General features: G+C 73.2%; 17 protein-coding genes and 1 pseudogene. 5 read left to right on the top strand and 13 right to left on the bottom strand.

From position 1 onward, the window contains the following. Positions 1–18: 18 nt before the first annotated feature. Genes ACGF5U_RS31665 through ACGF5U_RS31655 form a run of 3 tightly spaced genes read right to left on the bottom strand, consistent with a single transcriptional unit; the run spans position 19 to position 2,928 of the window. Complete coding sequence (locus ACGF5U_RS31665; RefSeq protein WP_392718644.1) at positions 19–1,227, bottom strand: dipeptidase; 1,209 nt, start codon at positions 1,225–1,227, stop codon at positions 19–21. After that, complete coding sequence (gene purE / locus ACGF5U_RS31660) at positions 1,224–1,721, bottom strand: 5-(carboxyamino)imidazole ribonucleotide mutase (protein WP_392718693.1); 498 nt, start codon at positions 1,719–1,721, stop codon at positions 1,224–1,226. The genes ACGF5U_RS31665 and purE overlap by 4 nt, the downstream gene beginning before the upstream one ends. A 31-nt stretch (positions 1,722–1,752) precedes the next feature. Continuing rightward, on the bottom strand, positions 1,753–2,928 hold the full coding sequence (locus tag ACGF5U_RS31655; protein ID WP_392718695.1) for a 5-(carboxyamino)imidazole ribonucleotide synthase: 1,176 nt from the start codon (positions 2,926–2,928) through the stop codon (positions 1,753–1,755). A 253-nt stretch (positions 2,929–3,181) separates the two neighbouring features. Between ACGF5U_RS31655 and ACGF5U_RS31650 the strand changes: the two genes are divergently transcribed. Next, a complete protein-coding gene (locus tag ACGF5U_RS31650; RefSeq protein ID WP_392718646.1) occupies positions 3,182–3,751 on the top strand; it encodes a GtrA family protein in 570 nt (189 codons plus the stop codon). 23 nt (positions 3,752–3,774) lie between these two features. Here the strand turns inward: ACGF5U_RS31650 and ACGF5U_RS31645 are convergent, their stop codons facing one another. Then, positions 3,775–5,049: an ATP-binding protein gene (locus ACGF5U_RS31645; protein ID WP_392718648.1), complete on the bottom strand. Its 1,275-nt coding sequence runs from the start codon at positions 5,047–5,049 to the stop codon at positions 3,775–3,777. 9 nt (positions 5,050–5,058) lie between these two features. Beyond that, positions 5,059–5,739 carry a response regulator transcription factor gene (locus tag ACGF5U_RS31640; RefSeq protein WP_392718650.1) on the bottom strand — a complete coding sequence of 227 codons (681 nt, stop codon included), beginning with the start codon at positions 5,737–5,739 and terminating at the stop codon, positions 5,059–5,061. Positions 5,740–6,136: 397 nt separating this feature from the next. On the opposite strand from ACGF5U_RS31640, the gene ACGF5U_RS31635 reads away from it, so the two are divergent. Continuing rightward, complete coding sequence (locus ACGF5U_RS31635; RefSeq protein ID WP_392718652.1) at positions 6,137–7,642, top strand: peptide MFS transporter; 1,506 nt, start codon at positions 6,137–6,139, stop codon at positions 7,640–7,642. Between the two features lie 59 nt (positions 7,643–7,701). Here the strand turns inward: ACGF5U_RS31635 and ACGF5U_RS31630 are convergent, their stop codons facing one another. The 6 genes from ACGF5U_RS31630 to ACGF5U_RS31605 all read right to left on the bottom strand — a co-directional run bounded on the left by ACGF5U_RS31630 (position 7,702) and on the right by ACGF5U_RS31605 (position 13,266). Then, positions 7,702–9,156, bottom strand: coding sequence for a hypothetical protein (locus ACGF5U_RS31630; RefSeq protein WP_392718697.1), 1,455 nt, complete (start codon positions 9,154–9,156; stop codon positions 7,702–7,704). Positions 9,157–9,170: 14 nt separating this feature from the next. Continuing rightward, positions 9,171–10,262, bottom strand: coding sequence for a hypothetical protein (locus ACGF5U_RS31625; protein WP_392718699.1), 1,092 nt, complete (start codon positions 10,260–10,262; stop codon positions 9,171–9,173). A 44-nt stretch (positions 10,263–10,306) separates the two neighbouring features. After that, entirely contained in the window at positions 10,307–11,248 is a 942-nt protein-coding gene (locus tag ACGF5U_RS31620) for a hypothetical protein (protein WP_392718654.1), read from the bottom strand. Positions 11,249–11,267: 19 nt separating this feature from the next. Further along, positions 11,268–11,963, bottom strand: a complete 696-nt coding sequence (locus ACGF5U_RS31615) for a peptidase (RefSeq protein WP_392718656.1) — start codon at positions 11,961–11,963, stop codon at positions 11,268–11,270. A gap of 269 nt (positions 11,964–12,232) precedes the next feature. After that, positions 12,233–12,742, bottom strand: a complete 510-nt coding sequence (locus tag ACGF5U_RS31610) for an ATP-binding protein (protein ID WP_392718658.1) — start codon at positions 12,740–12,742, stop codon at positions 12,233–12,235. Positions 12,743–12,897: 155 nt separating this feature from the next. Beyond that, positions 12,898–13,266, bottom strand: a complete 369-nt coding sequence (locus ACGF5U_RS31605) for an STAS domain-containing protein (RefSeq protein WP_392718660.1) — start codon at positions 13,264–13,266, stop codon at positions 12,898–12,900. Positions 13,267–13,493: 227 nt separating this feature from the next. Between ACGF5U_RS31605 and ACGF5U_RS31600 the strand changes: the two genes are divergently transcribed. The 3 genes and pseudogenes from ACGF5U_RS31600 (at position 13,494) to ACGF5U_RS31590 (ending at position 18,441) form a co-directional block, all read left to right on the top strand. After that, entirely contained in the window at positions 13,494–14,408 is a 915-nt protein-coding gene (locus ACGF5U_RS31600) for an RNA polymerase sigma factor SigF (RefSeq protein ID WP_392718662.1), read from the top strand. Between the two features lie 396 nt (positions 14,409–14,804). Next, positions 14,805–16,001 (top strand): annotated as a pseudogene (locus ACGF5U_RS31595) (DegT/DnrJ/EryC1/StrS family aminotransferase); the annotation flags it as partial. An 88-nt stretch (positions 16,002–16,089) separates the two neighbouring features. Next, positions 16,090–18,441, top strand: coding sequence for a lipopolysaccharide biosynthesis protein (locus ACGF5U_RS31590; RefSeq protein ID WP_392718664.1), 2,352 nt, complete (start codon positions 16,090–16,092; stop codon positions 18,439–18,441). Positions 18,442–18,465: 24 nt separating this feature from the next. Here ACGF5U_RS31590 and ACGF5U_RS31585 read toward each other — a convergent pair whose 3' ends face one another. Continuing rightward, positions 18,466–19,566, bottom strand: coding sequence for a glycoside hydrolase family 26 protein (locus ACGF5U_RS31585; protein ID WP_392718666.1), 1,101 nt, complete (start codon positions 19,564–19,566; stop codon positions 18,466–18,468). Beyond that, positions 19,563–19,967, bottom strand: coding sequence for a hypothetical protein (locus ACGF5U_RS31580; RefSeq protein WP_392718668.1), 405 nt, complete (start codon positions 19,965–19,967; stop codon positions 19,563–19,565). The genes ACGF5U_RS31585 and ACGF5U_RS31580 overlap by 4 nt, the downstream gene beginning before the upstream one ends. Positions 19,968–20,088 lie beyond the last annotated feature (121 nt).

Here is a 20,088-nt window from a genome sequence, read left to right as displayed (position 1 = left end):
CGTCGGGCCGTCGGGCTGTCAGCCGTCGAGCTCCGCGAGCGTGGCGTTCGACGGGCCCCTGGTCCGCGACACGTCACGGCTCACCGCTTCCGCGTCGCGCAGCGCCCGTACCGCGTTCTGCCAGGTCAGCATGGACACGTCGGTGCGCGACCACTTGCGGTCCAGCAGTTCGGCGATCAGGTTCGGATAGCCCGCCACGTCGTCCAGCCCGTCGGGGGTGAACGCCGTGCCGTCGAAGTCGCCGCCGATGCCGATGTGGGCGATGCCGGCGACCGCGCGCATGTGGTCCAGGTGGTCGGCGACCGTGGCCGCCGTGGCGACGGGGCGCGGGTTCGCCTCCTCGAACGCGGCGTGGACCCGCATGGCCCCTGGCGTCGTGTCCAGCGGGTGGAAGCCGTGCGCCCGCAGGTTGTCGTCCGCCCGCGCGGTCCACTCCACCGCCTGGGGCAGGATGAACTTCGGTACGAACGTGGCCATGGCGACGCCGCCGTTGGCGGGGAGCAGGCCCAGCACGTCGTCGGGGATGTTCCTCGGGTGGTCGCAGACCGCCCGGGCCGACGAGTGCGAGAAGATCACCGGCGCCTCGGACGTCTCCAGCGCGTGCCGCATCGTGCTCGGCGCGACATGCGACAGGTCGACCAGCATGCCGATGCGGTTCATCTCCCGTACGACCTCACGGCCGAACGCCGACAGGCCGCCGACGCCGGGCTCGTCCGTCGCCGAGTCCGCCCACGCGATGTTGTCGTTGTGCGTGAGCGTCATGTACCGCACGCCCAGCGCGTACAGGGCGCGCAGCGTCGCCAGGGAGTTGTTGATGGAGTGGCCGCCCTCGGCGCCCTTGAGCGACGCGATCCGGCCGGCGGCCCGCGCCGCCTCCATGTCGTCGGCGGTCAGCGCGGCCGCCAGGTCGCCGGGGTGGCGGGCCAGGAGCTGGTCGACGCAGTCGATCTGCTCCAGCGTCGCGCTGACCGCGGCGTCGCCCGCCAGGTCGCTGCGGACGTACACGGACCAGAACTGGGCGCCGACGCCGCCCGCCCGCAGCCGGGGCAGGTCGGTGTGGAGCCGGCCGGTCTGGTCGGCCGCGATGTCGAGGCGGTCCAGGTCGTACCCGGCCTTCTCGCGCAGCGCCCACGGCAGGTCGTTGTGCCCGTCCACCACCGGGAACGCGTCCAGCAGCTCGCGCGCCTCCGCGAGGAGACCGGTGTCCTGCGCGGCCGCCGGGGTCATTTGGCGAAGCCGAACGACGCCTGGCCCTCGACCTTCGTCCGCAGCCGCTTGCCCTTCTCCGTGGCCTGGTCGTTGAGCTCCTCCTGGAACTCCTTCATCCGGGCCAGCAGGTCGGGGTCGTACGCCGCGAGCATGCGCGCCGCGAGCAGCCCCGCGTTCCGCGCGCCCGCCACCGACACCGTCGCGACCGGCACGCCCGCCGGCATCTGGACGATGGACAGCAGCGAGTCCATGCCGTCGAGGTACTTCAGCGGCACCGGGACGCCGATCACGGGCAGCGGCGTGACGGAGGCGAGCATGCCGGGCAGGTGGGCGGCGCCGCCGGCCCCCGCGATGATCGCCTTGAGGCCGCGGTCGGCGGCCCCCTCGCCGTACGCGATCATCTCGCGCGGCATCCGGTGCGCGGAGACGACGTCGACCTCGTACGGGATCTCGAACTCGTCCAGGGCCTGCGCGGCGGCCTCCATGACCGGCCAGTCGGAGTCCGAGCCCATGACGATGCCGACGAGCGGGTTCCCGGGTGGATTACTCAACGATCGTTCCTCGCAGATAGTCGGCGGCGTGGCGCGCGCGCTCCAGCACGTCGTCCAGGTCGTCACCGTAGGTGTTGACGTGCCCCACCTTGCGGCCGGGCTTCACGTCCTTGCCATACATATGGATCTTGAGCTGGGGGTCCCGGGCCATGCAGTGCAGATACGCCTGGTACATGTCGGGGAAGTCCCCGCCGAGGACGTTCGCCATGACCGTCCAGGTCGCGCGGGGCCTCGGGTCGCCCAGCGGCAGGTCGAGCACGGCCCGTACGTGGTTGGCGAACTGCGAGGTGACCGCGCCGTCCTGGGTCCAGTGCCCGGAGTTGTGCGGGCGCATCGCCAGCTCGTTGACGAGGATCCGGCCGTCCCGCGTCTCGAACAGCTCGACGGCCAGGTGGCCGACGACGCCGAGCTCCTTCGCGATCCGCAGCGCCAGCTCCTGCGCCTGCCCGGCGAGCGCGTCCGACAGGCCGGGCGCCGGGGCGATCACCGTGTCGCACACGCCGTCGACCTGCCGGGACTCCACCACCGGGTACGCCACGGCCTGGCCGTGCGGCGAGCGGACGATGTTGGCGGCCAGCTCCCGTACGAAGTCGACCTTCTCCTCCGCGAGGACGGGCACGCCCGCCAGGAACGGGTCGCGGGCGTCGTCGGCGGAGCGTACGAACCACACGCCCTTGCCGTCGTACCCGCCGCGCACCGTCTTGAGGATCACGGGGAAGCCGCCGACCTCGTCGGCGAACGCCGACACGTCGGCCGGGTCCGCGACGATGCGGTGCCGGGGGCACGGCGCGCCGATCGCGTCGAGCTTCGCGCGCATCACGCCCTTGTCCTGGGCGTGCACCAACGCGTCGGGCCCCGGACGGACGGGGATGCCATCCGCCTCCAGGGCCTTCAGGTGCTCGGTCGGGACGTGCTCGTGATCGAAGGTGATCACGTCGCAGCCGCGCGCGAACTCACGCAGCGTGTCCAGGTCGCGGTAGTCGCCGATGACGACATCGCTGACGACCTGGGCCGCGGAATCCTGAGGAGTGTCACTGAGGAGCTTGAATCTGATGCCGAGGGGGATGCCCGCCTCGTGGGTCATTCGGGCGAGCTGACCGCCACCGACCATGCCGACTACCGGGAACGTCACCCTCTCAGGGTATCCGCCGTCTCCGGGAGCCCACAGGGTGGACCTGCGACGGGACCGCGCCGCCCCTCGCGCCGGCCGTCCGGCCGCCCGCGCCACCGGCCGTCCGACCGCCCCCCGCACCGCCCCTCACCCCGCCTGTCTCACCGCCCGTCCACGGTCCGTCCACGGCACGTCACCGCCGCCCGTACCGGTCGTCACCCCCGTCACCTTGGTCACCGAGCGTCCCGCACGGGTGATGGTTAGCATGGCTTGGTTGACAGAACCGACCGGACGGGGCGTAGAGATCACCATGAGTGAACGAGGCCCACTGCGGGTGCGGCTGGACCGGCTCGCCCGCGAGATCGCCAAGTTCGGTCTGGTGGGCGGTTTCGGCCTGCTGGTCAACATGGCGGTGTTCAACCTGGTGCGGGCGGCCACCGACATCCCCGTGGTGCGGGCCAGCCTGATCGCCACGGTCGTCGCCATCGCCTTCAACTACGTGGGCTTCCGCTGGTTCGCCTACCGCGACCGCGACAAGAGCGGCCGCACCAGGGAGCTGACGCTCTTCCTGCTGTTCAGCCTGGCCGGCCTGGTGATCGAGAACGGTGTGCTGTACACCGCGACGTACGGCTTCGGCTGGGACACCCCGCTGCAGAACAACTTCTTCAAGTTCTTCGGCATCGGCGTCGCGACGCTGTTCCGCTTCTGGTCCTACCGGAGCTGGGTCTTCCGGGCGCTGCCCGCCACCGACGCCGTACCGCCCACCGCCGGCACCGGCGAGCCGGCCGGGACCGGCACCGGCGAGGGCCCCGGCTCCGCCGAGACCGTGGTCGAGCAGCGGCAGCGCGCCACGACGACCGCCGGGCGGCCCGCCCGCTGACGCGCGGGCCCGGCGCCCGTCCGCTAGCGGACGACCCGGGGCCCCTGGTCCTTCTCCTTGCGGCGGCCCGCCTCCCGGCTCAGGAACAGCGCGAACACCGCGGGCTTCAGCTGCACCAGCTCCAGCCGTCCGCCGTCCGCCTCCGCGAGGTCACGCGCCACGGCAAGGCCGATGCCGGTGGAGTTGCGCCCGCTGATCGCCCGCTCGAAGATCCGCGCCCCGAGGTCCTCGGGTACGCCGGGCCCCTCGTCCGTGACCTCGATCACCACCTGGTTGCCGGTGACGCGGGTGCGCAGGGCGACCGTGCCACCGCCGTGCATGAGCGAGTTCTCGATGAGCGCGGCCAGCACCTGGGCGACCGCGCCCGGGGTGCCGACGGCCCGCATGCCGGTCTTCCCCGACCGTACGATCGCCCGGCCCGCGCTCCGGTACGCCGGCCGCCATTCCTCGATCTGCTGCTTGACGACCTCGTCCAGGTCGAAGGCGATCGCCGAGCCCGTCCGGGGGTCCCGGGAGTTCGTCAGCAGCCGCTGGACGACGTCCGTCAGCCGCTCGACCTGGGTGAGCGCGATGGTCGCCTCCTCCCGCACCGTGGCCAGGTCGTCGGTGACGGCGATCTCCTCCAGCCGCATGGACAGCGCCGTCAGCGGCGTCCGCAGCTGGTGCGAGGCGTCGGCGGCGAGCCGCCGCTCGGCGGTGAGCATCCGGCCGATCCGCTCGGCCGAGGCGTCCAGGACGTCGGCGACCCGGTCCAGCTCCGGCACCCCGTACCGCTTGTGGCGCGGGCGCGGGTCCCCGGAGCCGAGCCGCTCGGCGGTCTCCGCGAGGTCGGTCAGCGGCGACGCGAGCCGGTTGGCCTGCCGTACGGCCAGGAGGACGGCGGCCACGATGGCGACCAGCGCCACGGCACCGATGATCAGCAGGGACCTGCCGACCTCGCGCGTCACCGTGGAGCGGGACTCCTCGACGGTCACCGTCTCGCCGCGCTCGCCCTCGGCGGTGCCCCGGATGACGCTGCCCTCCGGACGGACACCGACCTCGATGGGGTCGCTGCCCGGGATCTCGATCCTGGCGTACCGCTCGGCGCCGCTCTGCTCCGCCAGGATGTCCGGGTTCACCGGCTCGCCGCCGATGAGCCGGCTGTCCACGATGCTGGCCAGCCGCAGCGCCTCCGAGTCCACGCTCTCCTGGGCGCTGCTGCTGATGGTGCGGGTCTCGACGAGAACCAGCGACATCCCGAAGACGGTGATGACGACGAGGACCACGGCGAGCGTGGAGTTGATCAGACGGCGGCGCACGGTGGGTCGCTAGCTCTTCTCGAAGCGGAAGCCGACGCCGCGCACGGTGGCGATGTAGCGGGGGTTGGCCGCGTCGTCGCCGAGCTTCTTGCGCAGCCAGGAGATGTGCATGTCGAGGGTCTTGGTGGACGACCACCAGGTGGTGTCCCACACCTCGCGCATCAGCTGGTCGCGGGTGACGACCCGGCCCGCGTCCCGGACGAGGACCCGCAGCAGGTCGAACTCCTTCGCGGTGAGCTGGAGTTCCTCGTCGCCCATCCAGGCGCGGTGCGACTCGACGTCGATCCGGACGCCGTGCGTGGCGGGTTGCGGGGCGGCGGACTCGCCGGCGCCACGCCGCAGCAGCGCCCGGACGCGGGCGAGGAGCTCGGCGAGGCGGAAGGGCTTGGTGACGTAGTCGTCGGCGCCCGCGTCCAGGCCGACAACGGTGTCGACCTCGTCGGCGCGGGCCGTGAGCACCAGGATCGGCACCGTGTGGCCGTCGGCACGCAGCCTGCGCGCGACCTCCAGGCCGTCCATGCCGGGCAGTCCCAGGTCGAGGACCACCAGGTCCACACCGCCCTGGAGTCCGCTGTCGAGCGCGCTGGGGCCGTCCTCCCGCACCTCGACCTCGTACCCCTCTCGCCGCAACGCGCGGGCCAGCGGTTCCGAGATGGATGCGTCGTCCTCGGCGAGCAGTACACGGGTCATGGAGTGATGGTAGTCCGCGGGGCGCAGGGGTCGCGGAGTGATCGCGTGATGATCGTCCGGACCTGCGGTTATAGGCGCAATTCCAGGGATGACCTTCGAATATGGGCTAATGGTTCCAGCGACACCTGTGATCCACATCTCAAGTCCTTCCATATGCCGCGCTGTCGTGGCGTATGGTGGCGAGACGCCTCTCGCACTGGTTGAGACCTTTGGTGGCTTCCGCCCCGAAGGTCTCCTTTCTGCGGGTGGCGAAAGAGCTGTGGGCCGGGCCCCGTGACGCGACGACGCGTGGCGGGGCGTGGATCCCGGCACGCCAGACCGTGCCGGTGCCGGCCGCCCCCACCGGGCGCGCGACGCTCACCCAGCGCGGCGCGTCCCGAGCAAGCAAGGATCGACCATGGCGTCCAGCCTGACGAAGGACTCGGCCGGCACCCCCGGCACCGAGAAGACCTTCTTCGGCCACCCCCGAGGTATGGCCACGCTCTTCATGACGGAGTTGTGGGAGCGTTTCTCCTGGTACGGAATGCGCGGCATTCTCGTGCTCTACCTGGTGGCCGGAGTCCTCGACGGGCCCCTGGAGGGCCGTGAGGCGCTGGCCGCCTCGATCTACGGCGTCTACAACGCGGTCGTCTACATGGCAGCCATGCCCGGCGGCTGGATCGCCGACCGGCTGTGGGGCGCGCGCAAGGCCGTCCTCGTCGGCGGCATCGTCATCGCCCTGGGCCACTACACCCTCGCCGTCCCGAACGACATCGCGTTCTTCTTCGGCCTCGGCCTGATCGCCGTCGGTACGGGCCTGCTGAAGCCGAACATCTCGGCCATGGTCGGCGGCCTGTACGAGGGCCAGTCCGGCGCCCGCCGCGACGCCGGCTTCACGCTCTTCTACATGTCGATCAACGTCGGCGCCATGGCCGCGCCGCTGGTCGTCGGCTACCTCGGCGAGCACGTCAACTGGCACCTCGGCTTCGGTGTCGCCGGTGTGGGTATGACGCTGGCCGTCGTCCAGTACGTGCTGGGCGGCAAGTACCTCGGCGAGGTCGGCAAGGAGCCCGCGACCCCGGCGACGCCGCAGGAGAAGCGGAGCGTGCTCCGCAAGTCCGCCATGTGGGCGGGAGTCGCCGTCGCCGCGCTGCTCGTGGACGTCGTCCTCGGCACGTTCGACGTCGAGCACATCGTCAACGTCCTCGCGATCCTCGGCATCGTCGTGCCGATCGTGTACTTCCTGGCGATCTTCCGGAACCCGGCGCTGCAGGCCGAGGACCGGCCGAAGATCAAGGCGTTCGTCTGGTTCTTCGCCACCGCCGTGCTGTTCTGGATGATCTACGACCAGTCCGGCTCGCTGCTGACGCTCTTCGCCGACGGCAAGACGGACCGCGTCATCGGCGGCTGGGAGTTCCCCGCCTCCTGGTACCAGTCGGTCAACCCGATGATGGTCATCGTCCTGGCCCCGCTGTTCGCGGCCCTGTGGGTCAGGCTGGCCAAGCGCGACCGCGAGCCCAGCACCCCGATGAAGTTCGCCCTGGCCATGCTCCTCATCGGCGGCTCCTTCGCCATCATGGGCCTGGCCGGCGCCGCCGCCGCCAACAGCGAGACCGGCAAGGTCACCGTCTTCTGGCTGCTGAGCGTCTACCTCGTCCAGACCCTGGGCGAGATGTGCCTCTCGCCCGTCGGCCTGTCGCTGTCGACCAAGCTGGCGCCGAAGCTGTTCGTCGGCCAGATCATGGGCCTGTGGTTCCTCGCCACCGCGACGGGCAACGCCCTGAACGGCTGGACGGTCAAGCTCAACGCCCCGATGGGCGACGCCGCCTACTACACGATGTGGGCGATCATCGCCGCCGCCGCGGGCCTGTCGTTCATGATGGCCGGCAAGCGGATCCGCGCGCTGATGGGCAATGTGAAGTAGCCCCTCCCGCACGACGGCGGGCCGGTACGAAGACCTCTTCGTACCGGCCCGTTCGCGTCTCAGCGCCGCAGCCGCGCCCACGGCGTGAACGTGAACACCGCGCCGCCCAGCAGGGTCAGCGTGCCGGCGGCCAGGGCGAGGGCGCGCAGGGCACCGTCGTCGTCGGCTCCGGTGGCGGCGAGCCCGCCGGACGTGGACGTACCGCCCGAGGACGCCCCGCCGGCCGTGCCACCGCCGCTCGTCGTGCCCGTGGTCGTGGTACCGGTGGTCGTGGCGCCGGTCGCGCCGCCGGGCTGCGCGGAGGTGACCAGCTCCAGGGAGACCGCCGCGGTCCCCTGGACCGCGCACGGGATCGTGATCTTCTGGCCGCCGAGGGTGACGTCGATGGTCAGCGCGCCGGGGCTGAGCGTCGACGTGCCGGTCGCGCCGGGCTTGTACGTCCCGGTCATGTCGGGCAGGTCGACCGGTTTGCCCGCCTCCAGCGGCTCCTTGTTCGCCGGGCCGGCGACGGCGACGCCGCCCTTGTCGGCGCCGCCGAGCGTGACCGCCATGGATGGCTTGAGTGCGCCCGCCGGAAGCGCGGCCGGGCTGTTCATGACGCCCTTGGCGGTCTTGACGGTGAGGTCGTAGCCGCCGCCGTTCCTCTTCGCGTCGATGGTGACCTTGGAGTTGATGCTCGCCGGTCCCGGCGGGGTGCAGGCGAAGGCGACGGAGACCTCCTTGCCGGGGAAGTCGGTGGTGCCGCCGTCGCCGCCTCCGGAGGCTCCGCCGGACGTGGTGCCACCGGCCGCGGTGCCGCCGGTGGTCGCCCCACCGGCCGTGGTTCCGCCGGACGTGGTGCCTCCGGCCGTCGTCCCGCCGGACGCCGTTCCGCCGGTCGCCGTTCCGCCGGTCGCCGTTCCGCCGGTCGCGCCTGATGTGGTGCCGCCGGACGCGGTGGTGCCGCCGCTCGTGCCGCCGCCGGTGCCGCCGCTCGTACCGCCCGAGCCGTCGGTGACCTTGATCGTCGCGCCGACCGCGACCTGCTCCTTCGGGGCGCACCTGGTGTCGGTGGAGATCGGCTTGGACACGTTGATGGTGTACGCGCCCGGGGTCAGTGTGATCTCGCCCGCCGCCTCCAGCTTCAGCGTGCCCTTCATGTCGGGCAGCACCATCGGGCTGTTCTTCGGGATCGGCGGGTTCTGCCGCGGGCCCTCCATCGCCAGCCGACCGCTCGCCGCGCCGCCCAGCGTGATCGTGCCGGTCGGCTTGACCGTGTCCTTCTCCAGGTCGAGCACGTCCGGGTTCTTCGACGCGGCCTCGACGGTCTTCCACACCACCTCGACCTCGTCGCCGACCTTCGCCTCCGCCGGTGCGGTGATCAGCACCTTCGTGGTGCCCTGCACGGGCGGCAGCCCCGAGATCGGGGGCGGTACGCACTCGGTCGCGTACGCCACATCGGCCGCCCGGGCCGGTCCCGCGACCAGCAGGATCCCCGCGCCGCCGAGCATCAGCGCGACCCCGGCCGCGCTCATCCTCCGTTGGGTGCTCACGACTGTCCCTTCGTCGTCGGTGCGTTCTCTGACGGTGCGGAGTCCGGTGCGAACCACGGCAACCCGGCTGCGGGGTCGGCGGGTTCGGAGGGTTCGGAGGGTGCGGCGGGTGCGCGGGGCTCGCGTGCGGCGCGTGCGTCGGGGGGTGCGGAGTGCGCGCGACGGCGACCGGCCGGTGGCCGTACGCGGTCGACGACCGCCATCCCGATGCGGAACAGCGCGGCCGGTACGACCACGGCCAGCAGCACCCAGAACAGCGTCACGCCCCACGGCCGGGCCACGCCCCACGGGTGCTCCGCCAGGAGCCTGCCGCCGTACCGCACGGAGACCTGGTAGTCGCCGTGGGCGCCCGCCGGGAGCCGCACGGGCAGTTCGACCCGGGCCTTGCCGCCGGGCGGGACGGTGCCCCGCCACTGGTGTTCCTCCCACTGCGGGGCGTACACCCCGTGCGCGGTGCCGACCTCGAACACCGGGTCCACCACCGGGCCGGAGCCGAGGTTCCCGACCGTGAGCACGACTCGACGGGACGCCGGGGCGCCGAACCGGACCAGGAGGCCGCTGGAGCCCTCCAGCCGTACGGTCGTCAGGACGGCGATCCTGCCGGTGCCCGTACCGGCGGGGAGCGGCCGGACCGGGTGCCCGGTCACCTTCAGCACGGCGTCGGCGGTGGCCTGTTCGCCCGTGACGGTCGCCACGTGCACCACGCACGGGCAGGGTTCGGGCGGGGCGGTGACCGGCAGCGGCTTGGTGAAGGCGCCGTCGGCGTCGGTGGTGACGGCGCGGCCGTCGGCGTTGGCGCAGGAGTTGGTGCCGCCGATGACGCCCTTGCCCGGCGCTGACCGCCCGCAGACCAGGAGCATGAGCAGAGTCCTGGGGCGCCAGCCGGTGCCGCTGACGGTGATCTCCGTGCCCTTGTCCGCCGCGTCCTGGGAGAGCTGGAGGCGCGGCCCGGGTTCGTCGGCCGCCGTGGCTGTGGCGGTGGCCGCCGTGGCCGTCGCGGTGGGCGGGAGCGGCGGCGGTACGAGGACGAGGGCGGCCAGCGCGACCACCACGGCCGGGAGCACGGCCACCGCCCGTACGCCGGTCATCGCGCCCGCCCGCAGACCTGCCCGCGCGACCCCTCGGAGTCCCTTCACCCGACCGCCCCCGTCGCCCTGTCGCGCGTCCACCGCTCGCCCCGGCGCCGCCGCCGCAGCGCACGTGCCGCCGCGCCCGCCGCCACCGCGAGGAGCGCGCCGCCCGCGCCCGCCGCCCCTCCGCGCGACACGAACGTGCGTGTCGCCGCGGCCTCCGCCCGCGTGGTGACGCCGTCGGCGGTGGCGTCCAGCCGGACGGTGACCCGGTCGAGCGGCGGGCGGTCCCGGCCGGGCCACGGCTCGGTCAGCTCCACGCGCCGCCCGGGTGCCAGCCGCAGCGGGAGCGCGCGGGCGCCGCGCCGCAGGACCTCGCCGAACAGCCCGTCGGCGCGCACCGCCAGGCGCGGCTCCAGGACGGTGTTGCCGCGGTTGACCAGCGCGTACCGGATGCCGCCCGCCGTGACGCTTACGTCCTCGACGGTGAGGGCGGCCAGGCGTGGACCGCCGACCCGTAGCCGTACCGGCACGACCGCCTCCCGCCCGGAGCGCGTCCCCTCGGCGCGGGCCTCGGCGCCGGCCTCCGTGCGGACCAGCAGGGTGCCGGGGCGGTCGCCGGGCGGGGCGTCCGGCGGCACGGTGACCGTGAACGGCACGTCGGCGCGGGTCCGTGGCGGCACGGTCACGCGGTCCGCCGCGAACCTGACCCAGCCCGCCCACGGGGCGCCCGCCCGCACGCGGAGGGTGACCGGCCGGTCGCCGGGGTTGGTCAAGGACAGCGCGTCCTCCAGGACGGTGCCGGGCGGGGCCTCCAGATACACGTACGGCCGCCCGTCCCGGGTCGCGGCCCGCGCGGTCCAGGGCGGCTCCGTCGACGCGGCGGGCCGCGCCACGGCCGCGGCCTCCTGCGCGCCGGCCGGCGGGGCGCCCACCGGTGAGGCCGCCAGCGCCAGCAGGGGCGCCGTCAGCGCGGCCATACGGCGGCGGCGCACAGATGCCATACGGCGGCGGCGCACGGGTTCACGCCCGGCGGGTCAGCCAGAGCACGCCGGCCGCCCCGGTGAGCAGGACGGTGCCGCCGAGCGTGCCGAGCGCCACGGCCGAGTCCAGCGGCCCGGTCTTCGGCAGTTCACCCGCGCTCCCGGTGGCGCCCGTGTCCCCGGTACCGCCCCCGGTACCGGTACCGCCCGCGCCCGTCGTCGCGCCCGCCGTGACGTCCAGTTCCAGCGAGGGCCCCGGATTGTTCTTCGGGGTGCAGGTCGTCGTGGTGCCCAGCGCCTTGATGGTGAGCACCCCGGCCGTGAAGGTGACCTTGCCGCTCTTCCCGGGCGTGTACGTGCCCGACAAGTCACTGATCTTGATGGGGGTGTTGGCGGGGACGGCCTCCGCGTTGGGCGGGCCCGACACCTTGACGGTGCCCTGGTCCGCGCCGCCGAGCCGGATGACGGCACTCGGGTTCATCGCGCCCTTGCCGAGCTCGACGGGGCTGGACGAGACGCCCTTCCGGAAGGTCATGGTCAGCCGGTAGCCGGTGCCGCTCTTCTCACTCCTGATGTCGATCGGCGAGACGGCGCCCTTCGGGCCGATCGGGGTCTCGCAGGCGTAGTCGACGTCCACCACGGCGGCCTGGGCGGGCCCCGCGGCCGCCGTCACCATGGCCGGGGCGGCGACGAACGCCGCCGCCAACGCGAGGGCGGTCCGCTTCCGGTACGACATGTCAGATCACCTCATGCCGGGGTCGCCGACATTCCTGACGGCTCATCAGATTGGGCGCTCAAGGTACGCCCGGCACCCGGAGGAGGGAAGACAAGGAGCACGGCTTCACCGCCGTGCTCCACAGGTTCCCCACACCCCGGGGCTCCCACCGGGGCACCCGGGGCGCCGCCCGGGGTGCACGGCGGCAGAGACCGCCGACAGAGGACCGCCGGCAGAGGACCGTCGACGGACAGAGGACCGTCGACAGAGGACCGTCGACGGAGGGTCCGCTACGCCGGGGCGGCCAGCTCCGCCCAGACCGTCTTGCCCGGCCTGCCGACCGACCGGAGGACCCCCCAGTCCACGCACAGCCGCTGGACGATGAACATGCCGTGACCGCCCGGGCGCCCGACGCGGTGCGGGGTCCTCGGCGACGGCTGCCCCGGCCCCCGGTCCTCGACCTCGAGGCGCAGCACCTTGGCGGTGAGCGAGACCCGGAGCCGCTCGGGCCCGTCGGCGTGCAGGCAGGCGTTGGTGACCAGCTCGGACACGACGAGCAGGACGTCCTCGGCGGCGGCACGGCGGTCGGCGGTCGCGGCGGGCAGCCAGCCCCAGTCGTACAGCGCCTGGCGGGTGAAGTCCCGGGCGAGCGGAACGATCCCGCTGGCGCCGTCCAGGGCGAGCGAGCGCATCCGGGCGCCGGAGGCGCCGGAGTGCGTGCCGCCCGCGACGGGCCGAGCGCCTGAGCCGTCCGGCTCGGGGCCGAGATCGCTCGGCGGTTGCTGCTGGGCGGTACCCATCAGCGCGTCACCTCACCGATTCACCAGGTCGCCGTCACATCGGCGTCCACTTCGTTGACAGAGAGTGTGAACCCTCGGCGGCCGCCACAGGGTCCTACGGCGTTCTTCTGCCCGACCGTTTCAGGACGACACCCGTCATATCGGCCGGGGCCGTCTCACTCCGTGAGCGCGGCTTTCAGCGACTCGTGGACGGTGAACACCGCTTCCGCGCCCGTGATCTCGAAGACGCGGGCGACCACGGGACGCATGGCGGCGAGGTGCACGCCGCCCCCGGCCGCCTCGGCCTTCAGCCGGGCGCCCAGCAGGACGTTCAGCCCGGTGGAGTCGCAGAACTCAAGCTGTGAGCAGTCGATCACGAGGCGCGACCGGCCCTGCTCCAGCGCCGCGTCCAGGGGCTCGCGCAGCAGGTCGGCCGTGTGGTGATCGAGCTCACCGGCGGGTGCCAGAACCTCGCTGCGGCCCTCGGTCCGGACGTCGACCCTGAGTCGGCCCTGATGCGTGCTGCCGACCGTGCCGCGGTCCATGCCGTCCCTCTTCGCCGATGCCGTTGGGTCGGTAGAACCCTACGCCTTCTTTGCCGCCGGTCGGTAGTCAGAGACCTCCACAAAGGGAACATATGGGACAATTGAGATTTGCAAGGAACGCCGTGGAGCGGGTAGGGCTAGGAGGGACACACCCAACACGGCCGGCTTTGGAGGCGCCGCACACCGCAGTCATCTGTATGGGCATCGGCGGCCATATGCCGAGAACGATGGAGGAGACCATGTCACCCCGGCTCGACGAGACGCGTACCCCGAACGCGACGTCGGCAACTCCCCCCACCCCGACCGATCAGGTGGACCAGCACCGGATCGATCACGACCTCATCGACCTCCCCGAGATCCCTCCGTTCGACGAAGTCGGACCCCTCGACGCGAGGGCACTCTCCAAGACGCTGTTCGCACGGCTCGAGACCCTCGAAGAGGGCACACACGAGTACGCGTACGTCCGCAACACCCTGGTCGAACTCAACCTCGCCCTGGTCAAGTTCGCCGCCTCCCGGTTCCGCTCCCGCAGCGAACCGATGGAGGACATCATCCAGGTCGGCACCATCGGCCTGATCAAGGCGATCGACCGCTTCGAGCTCAGTCGCGAGGTCGAGTTCCCCACCTTCGCGATGCCGACCATCGTCGGCGAGATCAAGCGCTTCTTCCGCGACACCTCCTGGTCCGTGCGCGTACCCAGGCGGCTCCAGGAACTCCGGCTCGACCTGGCCAAGGCCGGCGACGAGCTCGCCCAGGAGCTGGACCGCTCCCCCACCGTCGCCGAACTCGCCGAGAAGCTGGACATCAGCAAGGACGAGGTCGTCGAGGGCATGGCGGCGAGCAACGCGTACACCGCGAGTTCGCTCGACGCCCAGCCCGAGGAGGACGACACCGAGGGCGCGCTGGCCGACCGCATCGGGTACGAGGACCACGGCCTGGAAGGCATCGAGTACATCGAGTCACTCAAGCCGCTGATCGCCTCGCTGCCGGCCCGCGACCGGAAGATCCTCTCCCTGCGCTTCGTCGCCGGGCTCACCCAGTCCGAGATCGGGCAGGAGCTCAACATCTCGCAGATGCACGTGTCGCGACTGCTCTCGCGGACCCTGGGCAAACTCCGCAAGGGCCTGACCCTGGAGGAGTGACCCGCCAGGAGTGACGCCCCATCGCCGGCCTGACCCGGAGGTGTGTGGACAGGGCCCGTTCCGTCGCGGAACGGGCCCTGCTGCTGCCGCCCTGCTGCTGCCGTGTCGCCATGTTGTCGCCATGTTGACGAGGCCGTCCGGAATGGGCCACATTGAGCGGGGCTCAGGGGGGAACGCATGGTTTCTGGGGAGGGCCGCCCGGCGGCGCGCGCGCATCCGAAGGATCAGAACACGTCGAGGGCTCCGGATCCGAGCCCGGACGCGCCCGGGTACGCACGTCAAGACGCGCACCGGGACTCGCCGGAACCGCGCCGGGACTCGCCGGATCCGCACCGGGACTCGCGCCGGGACGCGCGCCGGCACCGGAACGCGCAGGAGACCCGGAGGGCCTCGCCGGGCCCGGCGTCCGTGAGGGCCCTCGAAGAGCTGATGCGCGCCCGGCTCGGCAGGGACTGCCTCTACGTGCCGTCGTGCCGGCTCGGGCTCTACGTGGCACTGCGCCACTGGTGCCCGCCCGGTGGACGCGTCCTCATGTCGCCGGTCAACGACGACGTCATCTTCTTCGTGGTCCTCGCCGCCGGACTGCGGCCCGTGCAGGCGCCGTTGAACCCCGGGGACGGCTCGCTCGACGTGGCGGCCGTGCCCGACGACGTGTGGCCGACGCTCTCCGCGGTGCTCACCACCAACCTGTACGGCAACCCCGACCCGGCACCCCTTCTGGCCGCGAAGTGCCGGGAAGCGGGAATTCCGCTGCTGGAGGACGCCGCGCACGCCATCGGCAGCGAGGTCGCCGGGCGGCCCGTCGGCACCTTCGGCGACGCCGCCGTCTTCAGCCTCTCCAAGCACACCGGGGCCAAGACCGGCGGCTTCCTCGCCCTGCGCGACCCTGGCCTGCGCACCGAACTGGCCCACGCGCGCGACACGTTGCTCCACCCGCCCCGGCTCGCCGCCGAACTCGCCTATGCCGCCCGCCCGTACGCCGAGGCCACCGTGCGCGGCCTGCGGCTGGTGCGGGCAGCCCGCGCCACCCTGCGGCTGCTCGGCAGGGAGGAGCGCGAGGAGATCCGGATGCCGCTGCGCCCCGCCGAGCTGAAACAGGCGGTGGGCGCCGCCCCCGGCCTCGTACCGTTCCACTCCTGGGTACGGGTCGATATGCACGACTACCGGCTGGCCCCCGGCCCCGCCCGCCTGCGCCGCACCGGCCTGCTCCTGGGCCGGCTCGACGCCACGCTCGCCGCGCACCGCGCCGGTACGCGTCTGCTCCAGGCGTCCGAGTGGGGCGCGTCGGGGCGCACCGGGGGACCGGTCCAGCCGCTGTTCCGCGTACCGCTGCTGGTCGCCGACCGAGACGCGGCCATTGCCGCGCTGGCCCGGCACCGGATCACCACCGGCTACCTGTACGACCCGCCGCTGGACGACTACGCGGGCGAGCCGTTCACGGACGTCTCGGCCGCGCCCGACGGGGCCCGCTGGTTCGCGGGGCACGCCCTGCCGGTGGACCCCCTGCGGGCGGACACCGTCCTGCGTGTGCTGCGCGCTGCGGGCGTCGAGCCGGCCACGCCACCGGCGGGCGGGAGCGGGAGCGGTGCCTGACCCGACACGGCTGCTTCCGGACAGACCGGCGGATGGCCCGGCGGACGGGCCCGGGGACGAGCCGGCGGAAGGACCGGCGGAAGGTTCTGTGCACAGGGCGCCCGGCACCGAACCCGGCAGAGCGGCCACCGGCTCGGGGGCCGAGGGCTCCGGCGGCTCGGGTGCCGAGGGCTCCGGCGGCTCCGGCGCCAGCAGCGGCTCCGGCGGCTCCGGTTCCAGCGGCGACTCCATGTTCCGTAACGCGTACGCCCTCATGCTGTCCACGGGCGTGTCCGCCGCGCTCGGGCTCGGCTTCTGGCTGGTCGCCGCCCGGTACTACACGGAGGAGGCCGTCGGGCAGGGCTCCGCCGCCATCGCCGCGATGAAGCTGCTCGCCTCGATCACCGCCACGACGATGATCGGCGCGGTCGTGCGGTACGTGCCGCGGGCCGGCCGGGCGACCGGTCCGCTGGTGTGGCGGGCGTACGGGGTGAGCTCGCTCGTCGTCTGTCTGGCGAGCGCCGCCTTCCTGGTCACCCTGGATCTGTGGGGCCCGTCGTTCGCCCCCCTGCACGGGCTCGCGGCGGGTGCCTTCTTCACCGCCGCCTGTGTCGCCTGGGCGCTGCTCACCCTTCAGGACGGCGTGCTGACCGGCCTGCGCAAGGCGGTCTGGGTGCCCGTCGGCAACGCCGTCTTCTCCGTCGGCAAACTGCTGCTCCTCGTCGTCTTCGCGACGGCCCTGCCCGCCCTCGGCGTCTTCGTGTCCTGGGCGGCGGCGATCGCGCTGTCCGTACTGCCGCTCGGCTGGCTGATCTTCCGTCGGCTCATCCCCCGGCAGGCCGCCGCCGACCACGACCGCGAGCCGCCCACCATGGGCGAGATGCGCCGGTTCCTCGCCGGGGACTCGGTGGGCGCGCTGTTCAGCCTGGCGATGATCAACCTGCTGCCGGTGATGGTCGCGGTCCGCTTCGACGCCGCGCACAACGGCTTCTTCTACACCGCGTACACGGTCGGCGGGACCATGGAGTTCATGGCCATCAACATGGCCTCGTCGCTCACCGCGCACGCCTCGCACAGCCCCGGCAGCCTCGCCGACGGGGTACGCGGCGCCCTGCGGCGGATGGCGCTGCTGCTGGTCCCGGTAGTGCTGGTGCTGGTGGTGTTCGCGCCGCAGATCCTCGCGCCGTTCGGCGCCAGTTACGCGGAGCACGGCACGACCGTGCTGCGGCTGCTGGCGGCGGCCGCCCTGCCGCGCGTGGCCGTCGAGCTGTACATCGGCGTCCTCCGCGTCCAGGGCCGTACCGGCATGCTCGCCGCCGTGCAGGGCGCGATGTGCGTCCTGGTGCTCGGCAGCGCGGCCGCGCTGATGGCCCCCGCCGGGATCGCCGGGGCGGGGCTCGCGATGCTGCTGTCGATGACCGTCATGGCGGCGGCGGCCGCGCCCGGTCTGCGGGCCGCGCTCCTCGGCCGCCCGCCGAAGCCGCCGAGGCCCCGGCGGCGCCGCAGGAACGCGGCGGACCCCGGGTACGGCACGCGCTGGGCCGCCCGCAGGGCGGAGGCGGCGGCCGCCCCGCCCGCGCCGGCCGGTTATCTGCCGGGCGGCCAGGACACCGCCACGCCCGCGTTCGGCTTCCCGGTGTACGTCCAGGACCGGAACCCGGACCGCGAGCCGCACCCAGTACGGGCACCAGGGCGGGAACCAGGGCGGGAAGCGGGACCGGAACCCGGACCGGAAGCGGAACCGAGGCCGGACGCGGAACCGGACCCCGGACCGGAAGCGGAACCCGGACCGGAAGCGGCACCGAGGCCGGAAGCGGGACCGGACCCCGGGCCGCGCCCCCTGCGGGAAGCGGACGCCGATCGGCGGGTCGTGGCCGCGCTGTGGGCGCTGCTCGCGGTGGCCGCCGCCCTGTTCTGGGGGCCGCTCGCCCAGGTCCGGGACCTCGGCGTCGAGCGGCTTTCGGGGGCCGGGCTGGTGCGGGCCCTGCCGCCGCCGACCGTCGGGGCGGGCGTCCTGCTGGTCGTCGTGTACTGCGCGCTCCTGGCGCTGCGGCGGCTGCGGCCCGTGCTGACCGGCACGGCCCTGCTGGTGACCTTCGCCGCCCTGCACTCGGCGCCGCCGCTCCTGGGCATCCGCCCCGACCCGCTGTCCGGGCCGGGGGCGGGCGTGCTGGCGGGCGCGCTCACGGACGCGGGCCTCGCCGGGCCCGGCCCCGACGACCCGGTGCTGCGGGCGCTGCCCGTGGCGGTACAGGTGCTGTGCCTGGCGCTGGTCGCGGTGGCGCTGCGGGCACTGGACGTGGAGGCCAGGGGCGTCGCGGGCGCGGTGTGGGTGCTGGCGGTCGCGGGGTGGGCGGCGCAGGACGCGTTCGCCGCGGCCGCGCTGCCCGTGCTGGTGGTGCTGGGCGTGGCGGCCGCGGCGGCTCGTGTGGCGGCCCGCTATCGGCCCCGCCGCGCGTGACGGGCCCGACAGCGCTGACCGGGCCTACCGGGTCGGTACGGGCTGGCGGAAGTAGTCGTCCTGCCCGGCCGTACGGTAGCCCTCCAGGGCCGGGCCCCGGTCGACCGTGAGGTCGCAGTTGTCACCGGGCACGGGACGGTTCCAGTGGACGAGTGCCTTCACCTTCGGCAGGGTCGGCGCGACGTCCGGGATCGCGGCGTACCAGTCGCGCTGCCGTTCCGGGCGCTCCGGGTCGGGCGCGGTGGCGAACTCGGCCAGCATCACCGGTTTGTCGGCGGAGACGTGGGTGCGGAGCCAGTCGTACGAGGGGCGCTGGCTGCGGTCGAAGTCGAGCCATGTGGTGCTGTTGTGGCAGAGGTAGTAGTTGTACTGGTCCATGCCGATCCAGTCGACGTACGCGTCGCCGGGGTAGAGCCGTTTCATCTGCTCGGCGTGGCCGAGGTATCCGGACACCGTCCACACCCACACCACGTTGTCCACGCCCAGTTCGCGGAACCGGTCGTGGATGTGCCGCCACGCGGCGACGAACTCCTCGGGGGTGCCCGCGCCCTCCTTGACGCGGAAGTCCGTCTCCTGGTCGAAGGAGAGGAAGACGCGTTTGCCGTACGCCTTGACGCGGCGGGCCTGCGGGTCGATGACGTCCCGGTCGTACCGGCCGGAGGCGATGTTCTTCCAGCCGAGCTGGGTCTCGGTCCAGCCCGCGTGGTGGGGTTCGGTCCACACGGTGGACTCCCAGGCGAGCATCAGCAGCCGGTCCCGGCCGAGTTCCTGCTCCTCGGGTGTGAGGAGTTCGCCGTCGAGCGGTGTCCTGGACATGTCGTGGTAGTTGTAGACGAGGTCGAGTTTGCGGCCGATCTTCTTCTCGAAGGTGTGCACGGCGTCCTTGAGGGAGCCGTTCTCCGCGTACGGGACGTAGGCGCCCCACCAGGCGCCGCAGGGCGGCTGGAGGTCGGGGCCGGGTGCGCATCCGCCGCGCGGGACGTCCCCCGACGCCGCGTTGCCGGGTATCGGGGTGCCCCAGGAGGGCGGCTCGGCACTCTCGTACCGGCTGATCCAGACGCCCAGGCCGATGAGCAGCGCTCCCACCACGGCGAGCGCCAGGACGAGGGAGTGGCGCGGCGTCATCGGCCCCTCCCCGGCACGGGTTTGACACGGTCGCGCTCCGCCGCCCCGCGGGTCGCCGCGGGCAGGGGTACGCCGGGCAGGGCAGCGGCGACCGTGGCGAAGGCGGCGAGCACCGCGAGGAACACGGGGGTGGAGAAGCTCTCCGCCAGGAACAGCGCGGTCGCGGTGAGCGCGGCCAGCGACAGGCTGACCGGCGCGGCCAGGGCGAGCGCCTCCAGCCGGGCGCCCGGCCGCAGCCCGCGCGGCTGCGGGTGAAGCAGGGCGAGGCCGGGGCCGAGGGTGACGAAGACGAGGACGGGGATCCAGCGCAGGGGCGAGCCGCCGGGCAGGGCGGTCGCGCCGAGGGCGAGCCAGCCGGAGGCCGCCAGTCCCACTCTGAGCTGCGTACGGTTCAGCTGCATGGCGACCTCCTGATCACCGTTGACGGGTGCTGCGTGCGGGCGGATGCCCGTGCGGCGCGGAAAGCCGCGGATGCCGGGCGGCAGGCACCGGGCGGCCGCAGGCACCGAGTGGCCGCCGACG

Origin of the sequence: Streptomyces sp. NPDC047886, assembly GCF_043204435.1 — a bacterium.
Taxonomy (GTDB): Bacteria; Actinomycetota; Actinomycetes; order Streptomycetales; family Streptomycetaceae; genus Streptomyces.
The sequence above is the reverse complement of the archived record's forward strand: the minus strand, read 5'-3'. Positions and strand labels throughout refer to the sequence as shown.